15 protein-coding genes and 1 pseudogene are annotated in these 19,791 nt (G+C 72.8%); 10 read left to right on the plus strand and 6 right to left on the minus strand.

The annotated features are described in order from the left end of the window. Positions 1-12 precede the first annotated feature (12 nt). A complete protein-coding gene (locus tag ASF60_RS12340; RefSeq protein ID WP_156634064.1) occupies positions 13-1,341 on the minus strand; it encodes a hypothetical protein in 1,329 nt (442 codons plus the stop codon). Positions 1,342-1,587: 246 nt separating this feature from the next. Then, positions 1,588-2,358: a precorrin-6A synthase (deacetylating) gene (cobF, locus tag ASF60_RS12345; protein ID WP_056184897.1), complete on the minus strand. Its 771-nt coding sequence runs from the start codon at positions 2,356-2,358 to the stop codon at positions 1,588-1,590. 243 nt (positions 2,359-2,601) lie between these two features. Between cobF and ASF60_RS12350 the strand changes: the two genes are divergently transcribed. From ASF60_RS12350 to ASF60_RS12380, 7 genes are all read left to right on the plus strand, one after another. Continuing rightward, a complete protein-coding gene (locus ASF60_RS12350) occupies positions 2,602-3,084 on the plus strand; it encodes a hypothetical protein (protein WP_056184900.1) in 483 nt (160 codons plus the stop codon). A 107-nt stretch (positions 3,085-3,191) separates the two neighbouring features. Then, positions 3,192-5,030: an HlyD family efflux transporter periplasmic adaptor subunit gene (locus ASF60_RS12355; protein WP_056184903.1), complete on the plus strand. Its 1,839-nt coding sequence runs from the start codon at positions 3,192-3,194 to the stop codon at positions 5,028-5,030. Positions 5,031-5,037: 7 nt separating this feature from the next. After that, positions 5,038-8,205 carry an efflux RND transporter permease subunit gene (locus ASF60_RS12360; protein WP_056184907.1) on the plus strand — a complete coding sequence of 1,056 codons (3,168 nt, stop codon included), beginning with the start codon at positions 5,038-5,040 and terminating at the stop codon, positions 8,203-8,205. Between the two features lie 19 nt (positions 8,206-8,224). Beyond that, the gene (copM, locus tag ASF60_RS12365) at positions 8,225-8,698 is read left to right on the plus strand and encodes a CopM family metallochaperone (protein ID WP_056184910.1); all 474 of its coding nucleotides are present in this window, start codon (positions 8,225-8,227) and stop codon (positions 8,696-8,698) included. 105 nt (positions 8,699-8,803) lie between these two features. Further along, complete coding sequence (locus ASF60_RS12370; RefSeq protein WP_056184915.1) at positions 8,804-9,322, plus strand: (2Fe-2S)-binding protein; 519 nt, start codon at positions 8,804-8,806, stop codon at positions 9,320-9,322. Next, positions 9,319-10,380, plus strand: coding sequence for an FAD binding domain-containing protein (locus tag ASF60_RS12375; protein WP_056184919.1), 1,062 nt, complete (start codon positions 9,319-9,321; stop codon positions 10,378-10,380). Before ASF60_RS12370 ends, ASF60_RS12375 begins: the two co-directional genes overlap by 4 nt. Next, positions 10,373-12,604: a xanthine dehydrogenase family protein molybdopterin-binding subunit gene (locus tag ASF60_RS12380; protein ID WP_056184922.1), complete on the plus strand. Its 2,232-nt coding sequence runs from the start codon at positions 10,373-10,375 to the stop codon at positions 12,602-12,604. The genes ASF60_RS12375 and ASF60_RS12380 overlap by 8 nt, the downstream gene beginning before the upstream one ends. A gap of 51 nt (positions 12,605-12,655) precedes the next feature. Here ASF60_RS12380 and ASF60_RS12385 read toward each other — a convergent pair whose 3' ends face one another. From ASF60_RS12385 to serA, 3 genes are all read right to left on the minus strand, one after another. Then, on the minus strand, positions 12,656-13,369 hold the full coding sequence (locus ASF60_RS12385) for an anti-sigma factor (RefSeq protein WP_056184926.1): 714 nt from the start codon (positions 13,367-13,369) through the stop codon (positions 12,656-12,658). Continuing rightward, positions 13,366-13,962 (minus strand): sigma-70 family RNA polymerase sigma factor, encoded by a 597-nt coding sequence (locus tag ASF60_RS12390; protein WP_443136758.1) that lies wholly within the window; start codon positions 13,960-13,962, stop codon positions 13,366-13,368. The genes ASF60_RS12385 and ASF60_RS12390 overlap by 4 nt, the downstream gene beginning before the upstream one ends. A gap of 191 nt (positions 13,963-14,153) precedes the next feature. Then, complete coding sequence (serA, locus tag ASF60_RS12395; RefSeq protein ID WP_056184929.1) at positions 14,154-15,401, minus strand: phosphoglycerate dehydrogenase; 1,248 nt, start codon at positions 15,399-15,401, stop codon at positions 14,154-14,156. Between the two features lie 279 nt (positions 15,402-15,680). On the opposite strand from serA, the gene ASF60_RS12400 reads away from it, so the two are divergent. The 3 genes from ASF60_RS12400 to trmFO all read left to right on the plus strand — a co-directional run bounded on the left by ASF60_RS12400 (position 15,681) and on the right by trmFO (position 19,614). Continuing rightward, positions 15,681-17,084, plus strand: a complete 1,404-nt coding sequence (locus ASF60_RS12400) for an FAD-binding oxidoreductase (RefSeq protein ID WP_056184950.1) — start codon at positions 15,681-15,683, stop codon at positions 17,082-17,084. A gap of 93 nt (positions 17,085-17,177) precedes the next feature. Beyond that, positions 17,178-18,152 carry a S1C family serine protease gene (locus ASF60_RS12405; protein WP_056184932.1) on the plus strand — a complete coding sequence of 325 codons (975 nt, stop codon included), beginning with the start codon at positions 17,178-17,180 and terminating at the stop codon, positions 18,150-18,152. Between the two features lie 31 nt (positions 18,153-18,183). Continuing rightward, positions 18,184-19,614: a methylenetetrahydrofolate--tRNA-(uracil(54)-C(5))-methyltransferase (FADH(2)-oxidizing) TrmFO gene (gene trmFO / locus ASF60_RS12410; RefSeq protein ID WP_056184935.1), complete on the plus strand. Its 1,431-nt coding sequence runs from the start codon at positions 18,184-18,186 to the stop codon at positions 19,612-19,614. A gap of 88 nt (positions 19,615-19,702) precedes the next feature. Here trmFO and ASF60_RS24445 read toward each other — a convergent pair. Continuing rightward, a pseudogene (locus tag ASF60_RS24445) lies at positions 19,703-19,791 on the minus strand (IS5/IS1182 family transposase); the annotation flags it as partial.

A 19,791-nucleotide genomic window follows, 5' to 3' on the forward strand; every position in this document is an offset into this window, starting at 1 on the left:
CCTCCTGCCGGTTCAGCGGGGCAGGGCCGCGGCCTCCCGCGCCGGGCGGACACCCTGGCTGGCCAGCGCCCGCACGGCGCCCCCTGCCCCGGGTCGCGCCAGGGCCTCGGCGTAGGCGGCGATCAGACCGGCGCAGTCGCGCGGCAGGCGTGCCGCCGGGGTGGGACCGGCTTCGCGACCGCCCGGCCCGGCCTGCCGCGCGGCCCGGGCCAGGAGGGTCCGCACGGCATCGGCCGGCGGACGATCCGGGCTCAGGCTCGGAGCCGACAGGACGTCCTGCAAAGCCAGAAGATCGCCCGTCCCGCCGATGGCGAGGCAGGCGTCTGGATCGGCATCGCGACCGGCTTCCGGACCGGCATCAGGACCCACTTGGCGCATGGCCCGCAGGACGAGTCCGCCCAGTTCGGTCCAGGTCGCCGCATCGGCGCCCTGCAGGACCTGCCGGATCGCGCGCGCCGCCCGGGCGCGCAGGCGATCCAGGGCCTCGCCCTCGGAGATCCCGGCCCGGTAGCCGTCGAGGTAGCCGGAGGCCAGGGCGGACAGGATCTCGTCCCGCCCCGCCAGCGCCTCCAGCAGGGGCAGCGCCCGCAGAACCGCCGCCCGGGCGCCGGCGAGGCTCGGGTCGTCGTCGAGGGTGGAATCGGGGAAGCGGTCGGTGTCGACGAGTTCGGTGGCGACCCGGGCCCGGACCAGGCGCGCGGGATCGGGAATCCACAGGCTGTCGGAGGCGACGCCGAGGGCCTCGGCGGCGAAGGACGGGTCGACGCCCGCCGCCACGTAGGCCGCCCGCTCGACCGCGGCATCGGCCTGCACGACCTGGCCGAACAGGCCGGGATCGTAGGGCGCATGGAAGCCGAGGCGCCCGTCGGTCACCAGGGCGCGGGTGGTGCCGCGCACGAAGGCGAGGGTGCAGGCCGAGACGCAGTAATCCGGCACGTAGGTGGAAAGCCCCCGCGCCGCGATCAGGTCGCCGATCGCCGAAGCCTCCGCCACGAGGCCGCCCTCGCTGGTGAGATGGATGCGCGTGACCGCGGGATGGGCCGCCAGGAGCGCGGCGAGGCGGTCGGCCGCGCCCTCCCCGATCTCGCCGGCGAACCGGATGTCGCGTCCGTGCGGGCCGAGCGCGATCCGGGCTGGCGGAGCCGGCGCCTGGGTGTGAAGCTGGTGCTCCAGGCGAAGGGACAGGGCCGCATAGGCACCGCCGAGGGCTGGGAGCGCGCCCGCGGCTGAAAGGGCGCCGCAGGCGGCGGCCGCCAGGACCATCGTGCCGCAGATCGTGCCCCATGGCCGGGCGCGACGCCCGAGTCCCGATCCGGCCGCCCGAACCCCGTCCGCTGCCATGCGCAAGCCCTCCCGAACCCGCCCCACGACAGTCATCGTGGTGGCGCGATCGGCCTATTATTGACTCCGCGAAGTCTGTCGCAAACACCCTGCCAGTCCTCGGCGCGACACGGCGAGCATCGAAGCCAAGTCGAAAGGATTTTTATTGATGTGTTCCGGCGGTCACGGGGGACGATCCCCCATCGATCGGGGCAGGGGCCGGACATTCCTTCCGGATGCCGGTCACTTATGCCGCAGGCCGCTCCCTCAGGTTCGGTCGCGTGCGACCGGCGCGCGCAGCAGGTAGGTGTCCATGATCCAGCCGTGGCGGGCCCGGGCGGCCTCGCGGACGGCGCCGATCTCGGCCGCCACGTCGCCGAGGCGGCCCGAGACCAGGATCTCGTCGGCGCTGCCGAGGAAGGCGCCCCAGTAGATGGTCAGGTCCGGGTCGAGATGGTCGAAGCGGGGGCGCCCGTCGAGCATCACCACGGTGGTGTCGGCACCCTCTGCCAGGCCGCCGGCAATCTGCCGGCCGGTGGTGATGGTGATCGGGGCGCCGATGCGGTTGAGCGGGATGCGGTGGCTCGCCGCCAGCGCCTGCACGCTGGTGATGCCCGGAATCACCCGGACCTCCAGGGCCAGGTGGCCGCGCGCCAGGATGCGGTCGATGATGCGCAGCGTGCTGTCGTACAGGGAGGGATCACCCCAGACCAGGATGGCGCCGCAGCCCTCCGCATCGAGTTCCGTGGCGATCATCCCCTCGTAGAGCGCGGCCCGCGCCGCGTGCCAGGCCTCGACGGTCGCGCCGTAATCGGACGGGTTGCGGTCCCGCTCCGGGTCCTGCGCCTCGACGAAGCGGTAGGGCCTGTCCGTGAGATAGCGGGCGCAGATCTCCCGGCGCAGGTCCACGAGGTCGGCCTTCTGGCGGCCCTTGTCGAGAGCGAAGACCACGTCGGCGGTGTTGAGGGCGCGGATGGCCTGGATCGTCATGTGCTCGGGATTGCCGGTGCCGATCCCGATCACCAGGAGAGTTCTCATCGCGCCGTCCTCCGCTGCCGAGGCGTCCTCCGCACCCGCCCGCGCCGAGGCCCGGGCCGCCCGCTTAGAGCATGCGGCCGCGAAGGGAAACCGATCGCGCGAGAAACGTCGTGTGTTCCCAGTCCCTTAGGGTACGCCCGGGATGCCCCCGCAGGTGGGCGAGCACGCCCCGCGCCAAAACCGCCCTGTCGCCGTCGCCGCCCGCATGCTAACAATGGGGTCGAGATGACCTGCATCCGGCACATGGCACTCTGGCTCGCGGCCACGATCGTTCTGATCGCGGTCGGCCTCATGCCGTCCGGCGCCCAGGCCCATGCTGGCATGGGCCACGCCGGCCAAGCCCATGCTGGCATGGGCCACGCCGACCAAGCTCATGCTGGTCACGCGCGCGGCGGCGCGGCCCCCCTCCCCCCGGCCGCTTCGGCGCAGGCCCGGATCGGCGACGCCGAGGCCCGGATGCTTCTGCCCGTGGCCGCGATCCGGACGGCCGTGGTGCCGACGGCCACGCCGGTCCGGGCGCTCAGTGCCGGCGCCTGCGACGGCGCCTGCTCCAATGCCGGCTGTCGCCTGCCCAGTTCCTGCTGCACCAGCGCCGGGCTCACGCCGGACAGCATCGACGCGGCCGGACCACGCGGCCCCAGCGAGCGCACTTTGGCGCGCGCCCTCCCCGCCCGGACGGACGTCATCCCGGAAGCCGTTCCCGAACCGCCCAGATTCCACGCCTGACGCTGCCCCGCCTCCGATCGGCGCTCGAGGTCCCCGGCGGACCTTGAGGCCGGGACGCGGTTCCGTCTTCCCCGGCGAAAGAATCCTGGTCGAAAGAACCCTGGTCCATGTCCCGTTCCATCGCGGCCGCCCTGCGCGTGCCCGCCCTTCTGTGCGCCCTCCTCCTGCTGATCCTGCCCGGCCCCGCCATCGCCCATGAGGGCCATGATCACGGCGCTGAGGCCGCCCCGGTCCCGGCCGCGGCCCTTCCGCGGGCGGAGAGCGTCTCCGAGCGCTTCGAACTCGTCGTCGTGGTGCAGGGCACCGACCTCGTGCTCTATGTCGATGCCCTGGCGACCAACGCCCCGGTCGCGGAAGCGACCGTCGCCGTCATGACGCCGGAGGGGAGGCGCAAAGCCGTCGCAGCCGCGCCGGGGACCTACCGGCTCGCGGCCCCCTGGCTGGCCTCCGAGCCGCACCACGACCTCGTGGTCGGGGTCTCGTCCGAGGGCCGCACCGACGTCCTCAACCTCGATCTCGACCTGCCCGCGCCGGCCGGTCCCCCCGCGGCGGGCACACCCGCGGCGTTCGGCCCCAAAGCGTCCGACTTGAAGACGTCCGACCCAAAGGCGTCCGGCCCCACGGCTGCCGCGATGGCCCTGGCGGGCCGCCTCGCCGGGCAGCACCCGGCCGCCCTCGCGGCCGGCGGCTTCCTGGCGGGGCTCGGAATATCCCTCGGTCTCGGCGTCTTCGCCCTGGCGCGCCGCCGCCGCTCCGGACAGATCCTCGCGGTTCTCTTCGCCGTTCTCTTCGCAGCGCTCCTCGCGGGCGCGGCGGCCCTGGTTCTGGTCCCGGTCGGCACGGCCCTCGCGCATGAGGGTCTCGCGCATGAGGGTCATGCCGAGGGGCCTGAGACGGACACGCCCGTCACGCCGGCCATGCTGAGCGGCGGCGTCCTGATGGAGCGCGCGCGGCGCCTGCCCGACGGCTCGGTCTTCGTGCCGAAATCGCTCCAGCGCCTGCTGGCGCTGCGCACCGGCCTCACGGCCGAGCGATCCGTCACGCGCAGCGCCGAACTGCCGGGGCGGATCATCCCCGACCCCAATGCCAGCGGCGTGGCGCAATCCTCGGTCGGCGGCCGCCTGGCACCGCCCGAGACCGGCTTTCCCCGCCTCGGCACGCGGGTGAAGCGCGGGGACGTGCTCGCCACCGTGACCCCGCCGGTCCAGGCGGTGGACGTCTCCGACATGCGCCAGCGCCAGGGCGAACTCGACCAGCAGATCGCCATCCTGGAGCGGCGCGTGACCCGCTTCGAGCGGCTCTCCACCACCGGCGCGGTGGCGCAGACCCAGCTCGACGATGCCCGCTCGGAACTCGGCGGCCTGCGCGACCGCCGTGCCGCCCTCGACGCCGTCCGGCGCGAGCCGGAAGCTCTGGTGGCGCCGGTCGACGGCATCATCGCCGAGACCAATGCGGTGGCGGGCGCCATGGCGGCGCCCGGCACGGTGGTCTACCGCATCGTCGATCCGGCCAGGCTCTGGGTCGAGGCCCTGAGCTTCGAAGCTTTGGCCGAGGGCAGCCGGGCCACGGCGCGGCTGGGGGACGGCGGCACCCTGCAGCTCGCCTATCGGGGCACGGGCCTGGCCGACCGCAACCAGGCGGTGCCCGTGCAATTCGCCGTCGAGGGAGACGGGAAGGGCGACATCAAGAGCTTGCGCCTCGGCCAGTTCGTCACCGTGCTGGCGCCCGTCGGCAGCGCCCGCCCCGGCCTGCCGGTGGCGCGCTCCGGCATCGTGCGGGCCGAGGGCGGCAGCCTCGTCTACGAGCACGTCAGCGCCGAACGCTTCCTGGGTCGCCCGGTGCGGGTGGCGCCGCTGGATGCCGACCGGATGCTGGTGGAGGACGGGATCACGGCCGGGCGCCGGGTCGTCGTCCAGGGCGCCGAACTTCTCGACCAGATCCGCTGAGGCCCCGATGTTCGAGACCATCGTCGCGCAGTCCCTGCGCAACCGCCTGCTCGTGGTGGCGCTCGCCGCCGCCCTGGTGCTGACCGGGCTCCTGGCCCTGACCCGCCTGCCCGTCGACGTGCTGCCCGACCTCAACCGCCCCACCGTGACGGTGATGACGGAGGCCGAGGGGCTCGCCCCCCCGGAGGTGGAGCAGCGCGTCACCTACCCGATCGAGACCCGGATGAACGGGCTTCCCGGCGTCACCCGGGTGCGCTCGGTCTCGGGCATCGGCCTGTCCATCGTCACGGTGGAGTTCGCCTGGGACGCCGACCTCTACCGCGCCCGCCAGTTCGTGGCCGAGCGCCTCGCGCTGGCCCGCACCGAACTGCCCGCCAACGTGATGCCCCAGATGGGGCCGGTCTCGTCGATCATGGGCGGCATCCTGCTTGTGGCGGTGACCTCCGAGACCGCGACGCCGATGCAGCTGCGCGAGACCGCCGACTTCACCCTCCGGCCCCGGCTCCTGTCGATCCCGGGCGTGGCCCAGGTCATTCCCATCGGCGGCGAGGTGCGCCAGTTCCGAGTGGCGCCGAACCCCGCCGCCATGCGGGCGCTGGGCGTCACCCACGCGGCGATGACCCAGGCGCTGGAGGGCTTCGGCACCAATGCGGGCGGCGGCTTCACCGATGCGGGTGCCCGCGAGGTGCTGATCCGCGCCATCGGCCGGACCATCGACCTCGACGACCTTCGCAACCTCGTGGTGGCCACGCCCGCGGGGCCGGTCTACCTGCGCCAGGTGGCGGAGGTGGATTTCGCTCCCCGGCCCCGGCGCGGCGATGGCGGCTACATGGGCAAACCCGCCGTCATCGTCTCGGTGGAGAAGCAACCGGGGGTCGATACCGTGCGGCTGACCCGGACCGTGGAGGCGGCGCTCGCCGACCTCGCCCCCAGCCTGCCGCCCGGCATCGCGGCGCAGAAGATCCTGTTCCGGCAAGCGGATTTCATCGAGACCTCCCTGCACAACGTGGTGCAGGTGCTGCTCGAAGCGGTCGCGGTGGTCGCCGTGGTGCTGTTCGCCTTCCTGATGAACGCCCGCACCACCCTGATCTCGCTCACCGCGATCCCGGTCTCGATCCTCGCCACGGCGGCGATCTTCTCCGCCCTCGGGCTCTCCATCAACACGATGACCCTCGGTGGGCTGGCCATCGCCATCGGCGAACTCGTCGACGACGCGGTGGTGGATGTGGAGAACATCCTGCGGCGCCTGCGCGAGAACCGACAGGACGGCGCGCCGCGCTCGTCCTTCGCGGTGATCGTGGCGGCCTCCAACGAGGTCCGCTCCGGCATCGTCTACGCCACCGCGATCATCTGCCTCGTCTTCGTGCCGCTCTTCGCCCTGTCGGGCATCGAGGGCCGGCTCTTCGCGCCGCTGGGGCAGGCCTACATCATCGCGATCCTGTCGAGCCTTCTCGTCTCGCTCACCCTGACACCCGCCCTCGCCTCCTGGCTGCTCCCTGGCCTGAAGACCCTGGAGGCGCCGGAGGGCCGGCTGATCCGCTGGCTGAAAGCCGGCAACGGGCGGCTGGTGGCCTTCGCCTTCGGCCACCAGCGCACCGTGATGGCGGCGGCCGTGATCGGCGTCGGCGCGGCGGCCTATGCCGCCACCACCCTGCCGCGGGCCTTCCTGCCCCCGTTCAACGAGGGCTCGTTCACCGTCAACCTCGCCTTCACGCCGGGCATCTCGCTCGCCGAATCGAGCCGGATCGGCGCCATCGCCGAAGGTCTCGTCCTCGACATCCCGGAGGTGGACCGGGTCGGGCGCCGCACCGGCCGGGCCGAACTCGACGAGCATGCCGAGGGCGTCCACTCCACCGACCTGGAGATCGGCATCAGGACCGGGAATCAGGCGAGGAATCAGGCGAGGAATCAGGCCCGCGGGCGATCGCGCGAGGCCGTCGTGGCGGAGTTGCGAGCCCGCCTCGGGGTGCTGCCGGTCTCGGTCAATGTCGGCCAGCCGATCTCGCACCGCCTCGACCACATGCTGTCCGGCGTCCGGGCCGAGATCGCCCTCAAGCTGTTCGGCGAGGACCTCGACGGCCTGCGCCGCACGGCCGAAGCCCTCAAGAGCGCGTTCGAGACGATCCCCGGCATCACCGACCTCGCCATCGAGAAGCAGGTCCGCATCCCGCAGCTCGAGGTCCGGGTCGATTCCGGACGGGCCGCCCTCTATGGCGTCGCCCCCGGCGCCGTGGTCGAGGCGGTGAGCCGCCTCGCCAACGGCCGGGTGGTCTCCACCCTGGTGGACGGCCTGCGCCGCTACGACGTCACCCTGCGCCTGCCGGAATCTGGCCGCTCGGTGGCGGCCCTGCGCGAACTCCTGATCGAGACGCCCACCGGCTGGGTCCCGGCCCACGCGCTGGCCGACATCGCCGAGCGCGACGGCCCCAACCAGATCCTTCGCGAGAACGGGCGGCGCAGGCTGGTGATCCAGGCCAACACCCGGGCCGGCGCCGACGGCTCGGCCGTGGCCGCCGCCATGGCGGAGATCCTGGCGCGGACCACCCTGCCCCAGGGCATCACCCCGAGCCTGGAGGGCGCGTTCCAGGCGCAGGGGGAGGCGACCCGCACCATCGGGCTCCTCAGCCTCGTCTCGCTGGCCCTGGTCTTCGCCCTGCTGGCGAGCCGCTACCGCTCCGGCGTGCTGGCCCTCATCGTCATGGGCAACGTGCCCCTGGCGCTGATCGGCAGCGTCGCGGCCCTGTTCGTCGCGGGGCTGCCCCTGTCGGTCGCCTCGATGATCGGCTTCGTGACGCTCACCGGCATCGTCGCCCGCAACGGCATCCTGAAGATCAGCCACATCCTCAATCTCGGGCTGAGCGAGGGCCTGCCCTTCGGCCCGGCCCTGGTGCTGCGCGCCAGCAACGAGCGGCTGGTGCCGGTGCTGATGACGGCGCTGGCGGCCGGCATCGCCCTGGTGCCGCTGCTGGTCGACGGCACGGCGCCCGGCAAGGAGATCCTCCATCCCGTCGCCGTGACGATCTTCGGCGGCCTGTTCAGCGCCACCCTGCTCGACGCGGCGCTCACCCCCGTCCTCGTCCTGCGCTTCGGCCGGGGCGCCTTCGCCCGGCTGCAGGCGGCGCAGGCCCCGGCTCCCCACCCCGCCCCGGGCGCCCCCACCCCGTCCCTCTTCTGAATCCCCGGAGACGAACCCCATGAAGACCGCGACTGCCGTCCTCGCCGCCCTCGCCCTCCTCGCCCTGGCGGGCACCGCCCCGGCCCACGAGGATCATCATCACGACGACGGGCACGACCACGCCCACGGCACGCCGGGCCACACCCACCCGGCAAAGCCGGCCGGCGCGATTAAGGCCGGGGCCAAGGCCGGGACTGGGGTCTCGCCCTCCACCAAGGCGTTCCAGGACGCCGCCATGCGGATGCACGGCGACATGGAGATCCGCTATTCCGGCGACGTCGACCGCGACTTCGCCGCCGGCATGATCCCGCATCATGCCGGCGCCATCGCCATGGCCCGGGTCGCTCTGCAATACTCCAAGGACCCGGAAGTGCGCGCGCTGGCCGAGAGCATCGTCAAGGCCCAGGACACCGAGATCGCGCAGATGCAGGCGATCCTGAAGCGCAAGGAGACCGAGAGCAAAGAGGCTCAGGGGAAGCCGGCCGCGCGCTGACAGCGCCTCCCTTGACCACGCCCGCCTGACCACGCCCCCTGGTCGGGAACCCCGGCGGTTCTATCTGGATCGGTTCCAGACAGGCCACGGCGGAGACAGCCCGGCATGAGCTTTCCCATCACGCTGACCGTGAACGGCACGGCCCGCAGCATCGTCCTGGAGGATGCGCGGGTCACCCTCCTCGATCTGCTGCGCGAGCGCCTCGACCTCACCGGGGCCAAGAAGGGCTGCGACCGGGGCCAGTGCGGGGCCTGCACCATCCTGATCGACGGGGTGCGGGTGAATTCCTGCCTGGCGCTGGCCGTCAGCCACGACGGCGCGGCGATCACCACCATCGAGGGTTTGGCGCAGAACGAGGCCCTGCATCCCGTCCAGGCCGCCTTCCTGGAGCATGACGGCTTCCAGTGCGGCTTCTGCACGCCGGGCCAGATCCTCAGTGCGGTCGGCCTGATCCAGGAGGGCCAGACCGGGGGCGACCCCGAGCGGGTGCGCGAGGGCATGAGCGGGAATCTCTGCCGCTGCGGCGCCTATGCGGGCATCACGCAAGCCGTGCTGACGGCCCACGCGCAGATGACCGGGCCGGACGTCCTGCCCGGCCGCCAGATCGCGGAGGATGCGGCGTGAAGGCCTTCGACTATCTCCGCCCGTCCAGCGTCGACGAGGCGGTCGCGGCCGCCGGCCGGCCCGGTGCCGCCTACCTCGCCGCCGGCACCAACCTCGTCGACCTGATGAAGGGCGGCGTCACCCGCCCCGACACCCTCGTGGACATCACCCGGCTGCCCGGCCTCGACCGGATCGAGCGCCGCGCCGACGGCACGACGCGGATCGGCGCCCTGGTGCGCAACGCCACCCTGGCGCACGATCCGGTCATCGCCCGGCGCTACCCGGCGCTCGCCGAAGCCCTGCTCTCGGGGGCCTCGGGCCAGCTCCGCAACGCCGCCACCACCGCCGGCAACGTGCTGCAGCGGACCCGCTGCGCGTATTTCACCGACACCGCCAGCGCCTGCAACAAGCGCGACCCCGGCACCGGCTGCGACGCGCAGGGCGGCGTCACCCGTGCCCACGCGGTGCTCGGCTGGAGCCAGCACTGCATCGCCACCCACCCGTCGGATTTCTGCGTGCCGCTGGCCGCCCTCGACGCCGTCGTGGAGATCGAGGGGCCGGCCGGTCCCCGCAGCGTGCCCCTGGACGCGTTCCACCGCCTGCCGGGCGACCACCCGGAGCGCGAGACGGTGCTGGAGCCCGGCGACCTCGTCGTCGCCGTTACCCTGCCGGCAGAGGCCGAAACCTTCGCCGGCCACAGCCGCTACCTCAAGGTCCGCGAGCGCACCTCCTATGCCTTCGCGGTGGTGTCGGCGGCCGTCGGCCTGCGCCTCGACGGGGACCGGATCGCGGAAGGCCGCATCGCCCTCGGCAGCGTCGCCCTGAAGCCCTGGCGCGCCCGCGAGGCGGAACACCTGCTCGCCGGCGCGGCCCCCACGCCCGAGATTTTCGCCAGGGCGGCCGAGGCCGCTCTGGCCGACGCCAAACCCTCGGGCGACAACGCCTACAAGATCGAGCTTGCCCGCCGCATCGTCGTGCGCGCCCTCACCCTGGCCGTTGCCGGCACCCCGGATCGCGTGCCCGCGCTCCCGGCCAGTCCCTTCGCCACCCCTTCGGCCGGAGTCTCCGCCCATGCCTGAGCGTCAGCGCCACGGCGCCTCCATCGGCCAGCCGCTCACCCGGCGCGACGGCCCCGACAAGGTCACGGGTGCGGCCCGCTACAGCGCGGATTTCAAGCCCGAGGGCCTGGCCCATGCGGTGATGGCGGTGAGTTCGATCGCGCGCGGGCGGGTCACGCATCGCGACATCGCGGCGGCGCAGGCCCATCCCGGCGTGATCGCCGTGATGACGCCGGAGAACGCGCCGGCGCTCGCCAAGTCGCCGGACCAGAAGGACAATCCGTTCACCTTCCGCCTCGACCTGCTGCAGAACGACGGCGTGCGCTACGCCAACCAGCCCATCGCGGTGGTGATCGCCGAGACACTGGAAGCGGCCACCGAGGGTGCCGCCCTGCTGGCGCCCCGCTACGAGGCGGAGCCGGTCAGCGTCGCCCTCGGAGCCGGCGAGATCTTCAGCCCCGACACCATCGGGGCCGGCTCGGCCACCGACGAGAGGTCCGGCGATCTGGCCGCCGGCCTGGCGGCGGCGGAGACGCGGATCGCGGCCACCTACGACACGGCGGCGCAGTATCACAACGCCCTCGAACCCCATTCCTGCGTGGCGGAATGGGACGGCGACCGCCTGACCCTCCACACCCCGACCCAGGCCCTCTGGATCGCCAAGGGCCGGATCGCCGACCTGTTCGGCATCCCGCCGGAGAACATCCACGTGGTCTGCCACTATCTCGGCGGCGGCTTCGGCTCGAAGGGCTTCATCGCCGCGCCGCAGATCCTCGGGATCATGGCGGCCAAGATGGTGGGACGCCCGGTCAAGCTGGTGACGCGGCGCGAGCAGATGTTCGGCCCGGTCGGCCACCGCGCCGCCACCCGCCAGACCCTGAGGCTCGGCGCATCGCGGGACGGGACGCTCACGGCCCTCGACCACCACACCCTGACCCTGACGAGCCGGCACGACGACTTCGTCGAGCCCTCCGGCATCCTCTCGCGCCACCTCTACGCGGCGGGCGCGATCGCGACCACGCACGCGGTCTCCCGGGCCGATATCGGCACCCCAATCTTCATGCGGGCTCCCGGCGAAGCCTCGGGCAGCGTCGCGGTGGAGAGCGCGCTGGACGAGCTGGCGCTCGAACTCGACCTCGATCCCCTGGAAATCCGCCTGCGCAACTACGCCGAGGTCGAGCCGATCACCCATCGGCCGTTCTCCTCGAAGGCGCTGCGCGAATGCTACGCCCAAGGCGCGGCACGCTTCGGCTGGGCCGCCCGCCCGCGCCAGCCGCGCCAGATGCGCGACGCCGACGGGCTGCTGGTGGGCTGGGGGCTCGGCACCGCCACCTACCCGGCCGGGATGATGCAGGGCGAGGCCCGGGCCACGATCCGGGCCGATGGCACGGCCCTGATCGAGACCGCCGCTCAGGACATGGGCCAGGGCGCCTGGACGGTGCTGGCGCAGATCGGCGCCGACGGCCTCGGACTGCCCATCGCCCAGGTCGAGCTGCGCATCGGCGATTCGAACCTGCCGAACGGCGGGCTGGCGGGCGGCTCCACCGGCACCGCCACCGGCGGCACGGCGGTCCACAACGCCGCGCAGGCGGCGATCGCCGAACTCGCGGACCTGGCCGTCAACGACCCGGCCTCGCCCCTCTACGGCGCCGGCAATGCCGGCGTCACCGCCCGCGACGGACGCCTCGCCCGCAACGACGACCCCGCCCGCTCGGAAGCCTTCTCCGAAATCCTGGGCCGAGCCGGCAAGGCCTCAGTCGAGGCCAAGGGCGCGGGCGCGGGCGACCCCGCCTCACGAAAGGCCTACGCGATGCACGCGCACGGGGCGGTCTACGCGGAGGTGAAGGTCGATCCGGACTTGGGCCAGATCCGGGTGACGCGCCTCGTCGGCGCTTTCGCGGCCGGGCGCATCGTCAACCCGCACCTCGTACGCAGCCAGTATTACGGCGGCATGATCTGGGGCGTGTCCCTGGCCCTGCACGAGCACGCGGTGCTCGATCCGCGCTCGGGCCGGGTGATGAACGGGAACCTGGCCGAGTACCACATCCCGGTGAATGCCGACGTGCCTGCGATGGAGGCGATCCTGGTGGAGGAACACGATCCGCACGTGAACCCGCTGGGCATCAAGGGGGTCGGCGAGATCGGCATCACCGGCACCGCCGGCGCCATCGCCAACGCGGTCTGGCACGCCACCGGCGTGCGGGTGCGCGACATCCCGATCACCCTGGACAAGCTGCTGGGGTGAGGCCGGGCGACCGGTCCCTCCGGGTCGCCGGCGCCGCCTCGCGAATCAGGCCTATTCGCGAATCAGCTTGCCCGAATACACCACCGGCCCGGTCGGGAGGCCGGTGGGGGAGCCCCCCTCCGGCTCGACCGAGACCGCGAAGGTGCCGCCCGCCAGGGCGTCGGCCTTGGCCGGCAGAATCAGGCCCTTCGCGTCCGATCCGACGAGCCCGAGGGTCTTCGGCGGTTCTCCCGCGCCGACATACCAGAGTTCGAGGCTGTGCCCCGCGGGCGCCTGCGCGCCGACCGGGCGTACGCGGGCGGTCCCGGCCCGGGTGTCGATGCTGACGAGGAGCGCGGGGGCCTCGCCGCCGCTGTTGACCACGGCGATGTAGCGCCCGTCCCCATCGCCCGGGCGCGGCTCGCCCACGGCGATGAACAGGGCCAGCCCGGCCGCCAGGGCGGCCGCCGTGCCGGCGGCGAGGCGCCAGCGCCACACCGCGCCCTGCAGGGCGCCGATGCGGTCGTCGTTTGCGGCGGCGGCGCGGTGTCCCGGCCCATCGCCGGCCACGGCCCGGGCGATCGCCGGCCACACCTCCGGCCCCGGCGGAACTTCGGGCGCCGCGAGGGCGAGGGGCGCCAGGCGGCGCTCCCAGGCCTCCCGCGCCGCCCGGGCGGTCGGGTCGACCGCGAGTTCGAGGTCCACCGCGGCCCGTTCGGCCGGCGGCAGGGTGCCGAGCACGTACTCGGCGAGGCGCAGGTCGCGCTCGTCCGGATCGGGGGTCATGCGACACCGTCCAGGCAGCCGCGCAGGGTCGCGAGACCGCGATGCAGCCAGGTCTTGATGGTGCTCACGGGCCGGTCGTAGCGCAGGGCGAGGTCCTCGCGGGACTGGCCCTCGCAATAGGCCAGCACGATACAGTCGCGGTGCATCGCCTCGAGCCGGCCGAGACAGGCCCGCAGGGCATCGCGTCCCAGGATCGTGCCCTCGCTGTCGTGGGGATCGACCAGACGCTCCACCCAATCCTCCCCGTCCTCGGTGACCGGCCCCTGGACCTCCTGGCGCCGCCGCACCCCGTCGATGGCGCGGTTTCGCGCGATGGAGCACAGCCAGGCCAGGGGTCTCCCGGCCGCAGGGCTGTAGGAGGCGGCCTTCTGCCAGACCCGCAGATACACCTCCTGCAGCACGTCCTCGGCCATGCCGCGATCGGTCTGGATACGCAGGATCACCCCCAAAAGTTTCGGCGCCGTCCGATCATAGAGGGTCCGCAGGGCGGTTGCGTCGCGCCGGGCGATATCGGCGATCAGGTCCGCGAGGGCGACGTCGGTGCGCGAGGGATCGTCCGCGAGGGCACCATCACGCAGGGGGCTGGCACGCAACGGCTGGGCATCCTCTTCCCGGGCGCGGGTTGTCCCCTGCACGACGGCGCGGCCTCGGATCGATTCGGTGCGATCCGCACAATCGCGCCCGCATCAGTTAATCGAGGTCGGCGCCGCGCGCCACCGGACGCCGTCGCCGACCGCGCGATCGATGGGGATATTCGGTCAGGCCGGGCGAAACGGCCTCGCCGTCAGCGGCGCTCGTAGAGCAGACGCGCCCGGATCGTGCCGTCGAGCGCCCGGATCTCCTCCAGCAGGCTCTCGGCGTCGGCATCGGTCACGTCGGTCTCCACCACCACGTAACCGACCTCGCCGTCGGTCTGGTAGAACTGCGCCGCGATGTTGACCCCGCGCCGGGCGAAGGTGTCGTTGAGGCGCCCCAGCATGCCCGGGATGTTGCGCTGGACGTGGATCAGGCGCGTGCCGGTGGGGCGGGCGGGCAGCTGCACCTGCGGGAAGTTCACGGTGCCCACCGTCGAGCCGATATCGGAATAATCGACGAGCTTGCGCGCCACCTCCGAGCCGATGCGCTCCTGCGCCTCCTCCGTCGAGCCGCCGATATGCGGCGTCAGGATCACGTTGGGCAGGCCCTGGAGCGGGCTGACGAAGCGCTCCTGGTTGGAGCCCGGCTCCACCGGGAACACGTCGACGGCGGCCCCCCGCAGGTGGCCGTCGCGCAGGGCACCGGCCAGGGCGTCGAGATCCACCACGGTGCCGCGGGCGTTGTTGATCAGGAAGGCGCCGGGCTTCATCGCCCGGATCTCGGCCTCGCCGATCATGTTGTGGGTCTCGGGCGTCTCCGGCACGTGGAGGGAGACCACGTCGCTCTGGGCCAGCAGGGTCTCCAGGCTGTCGGTGGGCTCGGTGTTGCCGTGGCGCAGCTTGTCGGTCTGGTCGTAGAACACCACCCGCATGCCCATCGCCTCGGCCAGGGTCGAGAGCTGCGAGCCGATATTGCCGTAGCCGACGATGCCCAGCGTCTTGCCGCGCACCTCCTGCGAGCCCGTGGCCGACTTGTCCCACGCGCCCGCATGGGCGCCCACCGAGCGCGGCACGATCCGGCGCAGCAGCATCACGATCTCGCCGATGACGAGCTCGGCCACCGAGCGGGTGTTGGAGTAGGGCGCGTTGAAGACCGGGATGCCGCGGTGACGCGCGGCCTCGAGATCGACCTGGTTGGTGCCCACCGAGAAGCAGCCCACCGCCAGCAGGCGCTCGCCATGGGCCAGGGCCGCCGCGTCGAGCTGCGTGCGCGAGCGGATGCCGAGGATGTGGGTGCCCTTCAGGGCCTCGTGCAGGGCCTCGCGGTCCAGGGCCTTGGCCACCCGCACGACGTTGGTGTAGCCGGCGGCGGCGAAGAGCTCGGCGGCGCTGTCGTTGATGCCTTCGAGCAGCAGGACGCGGATCTTGTCCTTCGGGAAGGAGAGTCGTTCGGCCATGGTCGTGTTCTTCTCGGATCTCGCGCCCGTGTCGGGCGGATGGGACGCCGGACCCGTCGGGCCGCGCGACGCGGTCGGGCCCGTGGCGCCAGCGCCCGAATGGGCCGTGTGAGAGGCCAGTTCGCCGGGACGGTCAAGGCCCGGCCTTGAGCATCGGCGGCGATTGTCAGGCCGCCCCCTTGACCCGGGCCGCCGCCGTCGGGATGCCGGGGCGACCCGTTTTCGGACAGGCGGCCCGGCCCGGGCCCCCGCACGAGGAGGCCGCCCATGAGCCTGCTGATGAGCCCGACCACCCTGCCCGCCGATCTCCTCGGCCGGCTGGATTCCTGCCTCGGCCGGGGCGGTCTGCTCACCGCCGCGGACGATCTCGCGCCCTACGCGGTCGATTGGCGCGGCCTGTTCCCGGGCCGGCCGGCGGCGGTGGCGCGCCCCGCCACCACCGTCGAGGTCTCCGCCGTGATGGCGGCCTGCCACGCGGCCGGCGTCGCGGTGGTGCCCCAGGGGGGACATACCGGCCTTGCGGGCGGCGCAACCCCGGACGCCTCTGGCGGCCAGGTGGTGCTCTCGCTCGCCCGCATGAGCGCGATCCGCCAGGTCGATCCCCTCGGCCTCACCCTGGAGGCGGAGGCCGGCTGCATCCTCAAGGTGGCGCAGGACGCGGCGGAGGCGCAGGGCCGGCTCCTGCCCGTCAGCCTCGCGGCGGAGGGCTCGGCCATGCTGGGCGGCATCATCGCCACCAACGCGGGCGGCATCAACGTCGTGCGCTACGGCATGACCCGCAACCTCGTCCTCGGGCTCGAGGTGGTGCTGGCCGACGGGACCGTGGTCGACGGCCTGCGCGCCCTGCGCAAGGACAATGCGGGCTACGACTGGAAGCAGCTCTTCATCGGCAGCGAGGGCACGCTGGGCATCGTCACGGCCGCGATCCTGCGCCTCGTGCCGCGCCCGCGCCACACCGCCACGGCGCTCCTGGCGGTGCCGGACCCGGCCGCCGCCCTGCGCCTCCTGCGCGCGGCCCAGGACGCGCTGGGCGACACCATCCAGGCCTTCGAGCTGATCGCGGGCGAGTCCCTGGCGCTGGTGGCCGAGCATGCCGGCCTGGCGAGCCCCATCGCCGCCGCGGACTGGACCGTGCTGATGGAGGCGGGTTCGAGCCTGCCCGGCCTGCGCGAGGCGGTGGAGACGCTGCTGGGCGAGGCCCTGGAGCGGGGCGACGCCACCGACGGGGTGCTGGCCGAATCCGGCCCGCAGGCGGCCGGCCTCTGGGCCCTGCGCGAGTACATCACCGAGGCCGAGGCCCGGGCCGGCAAGAGCGTCAAGCACGACGTCTCGGTGCCGATCCCGGCGATCCCGGACTTCCTGGCGGCGGCGGGCGCGGCGCTGCGTGCGGGCGCGCCCGGCACCCGGCCGAACATCTTCGGCCACATGGGCGACGGCAACATCCACTACAACGTGCTCATCGGCCCCGAGCACGGCCCGGAGGCCATCAACCGCATCGTCCACGACGCGGTGGCGCGATTCGGGGGCAGCATCTCCGCCGAGCACGGCATCGGGCAGTACCGGGTCGACGAACTCGTCCGCCACCGGCGCCCGGAGGAGATGGCGCTGGCCCGCCGGATCAAGCAGGCCCTCGACCCGCAGGGGCTGCTGAATCCCGGAAAGGTGCTGCGCGCCGCGCATTGAGCGGTTGCAACGTCGCTCCAGACTGTCGAAATTCGAGCCGGCGACCTATCTCCGGTCTCATCGACACGACACGACGGCAGGAAAGACGCCCCCATGGCCTCGCCCGGAGACTGGAAGATTCCCGCATCCGCCCAGCCCAAGGCCGCCGATTACGGCTACGACCTCGAGCAGGCGCTCACCGCCATCGTGGCGCTCTCGACGCGGGTGCCGCCGGAGGCCTTCACCGCCGAGACCCTCGGCACCGAGCGGGCCGGCAACGGCGTCGTCATCGGCGAGGACGGCCTCGTCCTCACCATCGGGTACCTGGTGACGGAGGCCGAGTCCGTCTGGCTCACCACCCATGACGGGCGCTCCGTGCCCGGCCACGTGGTCGGCTTCGACGCGGTGACCGGCTTCGGCCTCGTCCAGGCGCTGGGGGACCTCAGGATCAAGCCGCTGAAGCTCGGGCGCTCCGCACCCGTCAAGATCGGCGACCGGGCGGTGATGGCCGGGGTCGGCGGACGCGCGCGCAGCCTCGCGGTCGAGATCGTCGCCCGCCAGGAATTCGCCGGCTACTGGGAATACGTCCTCGACGAGGCCCTGTTCACCGCGCCCTCGCACCCGCACTGGGGCGGCGCCGCGCTGATCGGGCCGGACGGGTCCCTCCTCGGCATCGGCTCGCTGCAATTGCAGCAGGGCAGCACGGCCGGGCCGAAGACCATCAACATGATCGTGCCGATCGACCTGCTGCCGCCGATCCTCGACGACCTCACCACCCGCGGGCGGGTCGACCGGCCGGTGCGCCCCTGGCTCGGCCTCTACGCCAGCGACGGCGAGGAGGCCGTGGTGGTGATGGGGCTCGCCGACGATGGCCCGGCCGAGGCGGCGGACCTGCGCCCGGGCGACGTCATCGTGGCGGTGGCGGGCGAGCCGGTGGCCGACCTCGCGGGCTTCTTCCGTCAGGTCTGGGCGCTCGGCGAGGCCGGGGTGCGGGTGCCCCTGACGATCCAGCGCGACGGCAAGCCGCTCAAGCTCTCGGTGACCTCCTCCGACCGCGAGCGCTTTTTGGCCTCCCCCCAGCTCCATTGATCCGAGGGTCGGGCGGGTCTATCCCGTGGCGATGACGGACAGCGCGGACTCCTTGCCCATCCATATCGTCGGCGGCGGCCTCGCCGGATCGGAGGCCGCCTGGCAGATCGCCGAGAGCGGCCACGACGTGGTGCTCCACGAGATGCGCCCGGTGCGGGGGACCGAGGCCCATCACGGCTCCGACTTCGCCGAACTGGTGTGCTCGAACTCGTTCCGCTCGGACGATGCCAACGGCAACGCGGTCGGGCTCCTGCACCAGGAGATGCGGACCCTCGGTTCGCTGATCCTGCGCGCGGCCGACGCGCATCAGGTCCCGGCCGGCGGGGCGCTCGCCGTCGACCGCGAGGGGTTCGCCAGGGCCGTCACCGCCGCGATCGAGGCGCATCCGCGCATCACCATCGTGCGCGAGGAGGTCGAGGGCCTGCCGCCCGAATCCTGGGGCCGCACCATCATCGCCACCGGTCCCCTCACCGCCCCGTCGCTGGCGCAGGGCATCCGCGAACTGACCGGCGCCGAGTCGCTGGCCTTCTTCGACGCGATCGCCCCCATCGTGCACCGCGACTCGATCGACATGGGCAAGGCCTGGTTCCAGTCGCGCTACGACAAGGTCGGGCCCGGCGGCACCGGCGCCGACTACATCAACTGCCCGATGAACCGCGAGCAGTACGACCGGTTCATCCAGGCGCTCGTCGAGGGTGAAAAAATCGGGTTCAAGGAGTGGGAGGCCTCGACCCCCTACTTCGACGGCTGCCTGCCGATCGAGGTCATGGCCGAGCGCGGCCCCGAGACCCTGCGCCACGGCCCGATGAAGCCGGTCGGCCTCACCAACCCGCACGACCCCACCGTGAAGGCCTGCGCCATCGTCCAGCTGCGCCAGGACAACGCGCTCGGCACGCTCTACAACATGGTCGGCTTCCAGACGAAGCTGACCTATTCCGAGCAGGTCCGGGTGTTCCGCACGATTCCCGGCCTCGAGAACGCCGAGTTCGCGCGGCTCGGCGGCCTCCACCGCAACACCTATCTCGACAGCCCCCGCCTCCTCGACGCGACCCTGCGGCTGAGGGCGCGGCCGAGCTTGCGCTTCGCCGGCCAGATCACCGGCTGCGAGGGCTATGTCGAGAGCGCCGCCATCGGGCTGATGGCCGGCCGCTTCGCGGTCGCCGAGGCGCAGGGCCACACCCTCGAACCGCTGCCCGCCACCACGGCACTCGGCGCCCTGATCGGCCACATCACCGGCGGCCACATCGCGGCCGAGGACGTCGGCACCCCGCGCTCGTTCCAGCCGATGAACGTGAATTTCGGCCTGTTCCCACCCCTCGATCACGCCCCGAAGGGCGAAGGCGGCAAGCGCCTGAAGGGGCCGGAGAAGGCGGTGGCCAAGAAGAAGGCGCTGACCGACCGGGCCCGCGCCGACCTGGCGGCCTGGATGGGACAGGGCGCGGCGCGGATCGCGGCCGAGTAAGGTCCCGCTGCGGCGTCCCGAACACGCCGGCCGCATTGAAACCTTTGGAAACCCTTGTGACCCCGCCGGCCCTAGGGTCTGGACTCGATCAGCACCAGAAGGCGATGACGGCAGCGAGTGCGACGGCCGAGGCGTAGTTTCGGGCCAGCTTGTCGTAGCGGGTGGCGATGCGACGGA

Source organism: Methylobacterium sp. Leaf113 (assembly GCF_001423325.1).
Taxonomy (GTDB): Bacteria; Pseudomonadota; Alphaproteobacteria; order Rhizobiales; family Beijerinckiaceae; genus Methylobacterium.

Excerpts from the sequence above, each read along its gene's own strand:
- ASF60_RS12340 (WP_156634064.1), bottom strand. The coding sequence starts at position 1,341 with ATGGCAGCGGACGGGGTTCGGGCGGCCGGATCGGGACTCGGGCGTCGC.
- cobF (WP_056184897.1), bottom strand. The coding sequence starts at position 2,358 with ATGAGAACTCTCCTGGTGATCGGGATCGGCACCGGCAATCCCGAGCAC.
- ASF60_RS12350 (WP_056184900.1), top strand. The coding sequence starts at position 2,602 with ATGGCACTCTGGCTCGCGGCCACGATCGTTCTGATCGCGGTCGGCCTC.
- ASF60_RS12355 (WP_056184903.1), top strand. The coding sequence starts at position 3,192 with ATGTCCCGTTCCATCGCGGCCGCCCTGCGCGTGCCCGCCCTTCTGTGC.
- ASF60_RS12360 (WP_056184907.1), top strand. The coding sequence starts at position 5,038 with ATGTTCGAGACCATCGTCGCGCAGTCCCTGCGCAACCGCCTGCTCGTG.
- copM (WP_056184910.1), top strand. The coding sequence starts at position 8,225 with ATGAAGACCGCGACTGCCGTCCTCGCCGCCCTCGCCCTCCTCGCCCTG.
- ASF60_RS12370 (WP_056184915.1), top strand. The coding sequence starts at position 8,804 with ATGAGCTTTCCCATCACGCTGACCGTGAACGGCACGGCCCGCAGCATC.
- ASF60_RS12380 (WP_056184922.1), top strand. The coding sequence starts at position 10,373 with ATGCCTGAGCGTCAGCGCCACGGCGCCTCCATCGGCCAGCCGCTCACC.
- ASF60_RS12385 (WP_056184926.1), bottom strand. The coding sequence starts at position 13,369 with ATGACCCCCGATCCGGACGAGCGCGACCTGCGCCTCGCCGAGTACGTG.
- serA (WP_056184929.1), bottom strand. The coding sequence starts at position 15,401 with ATGGCCGAACGACTCTCCTTCCCGAAGGACAAGATCCGCGTCCTGCTG.
- ASF60_RS12400 (WP_056184950.1), top strand. The coding sequence starts at position 15,681 with ATGAGCCCGACCACCCTGCCCGCCGATCTCCTCGGCCGGCTGGATTCC.
- ASF60_RS12405 (WP_056184932.1), top strand. The coding sequence starts at position 17,178 with ATGGCCTCGCCCGGAGACTGGAAGATTCCCGCATCCGCCCAGCCCAAG.
- trmFO (WP_056184935.1), top strand. The coding sequence starts at position 18,184 with ATGACGGACAGCGCGGACTCCTTGCCCATCCATATCGTCGGCGGCGGC.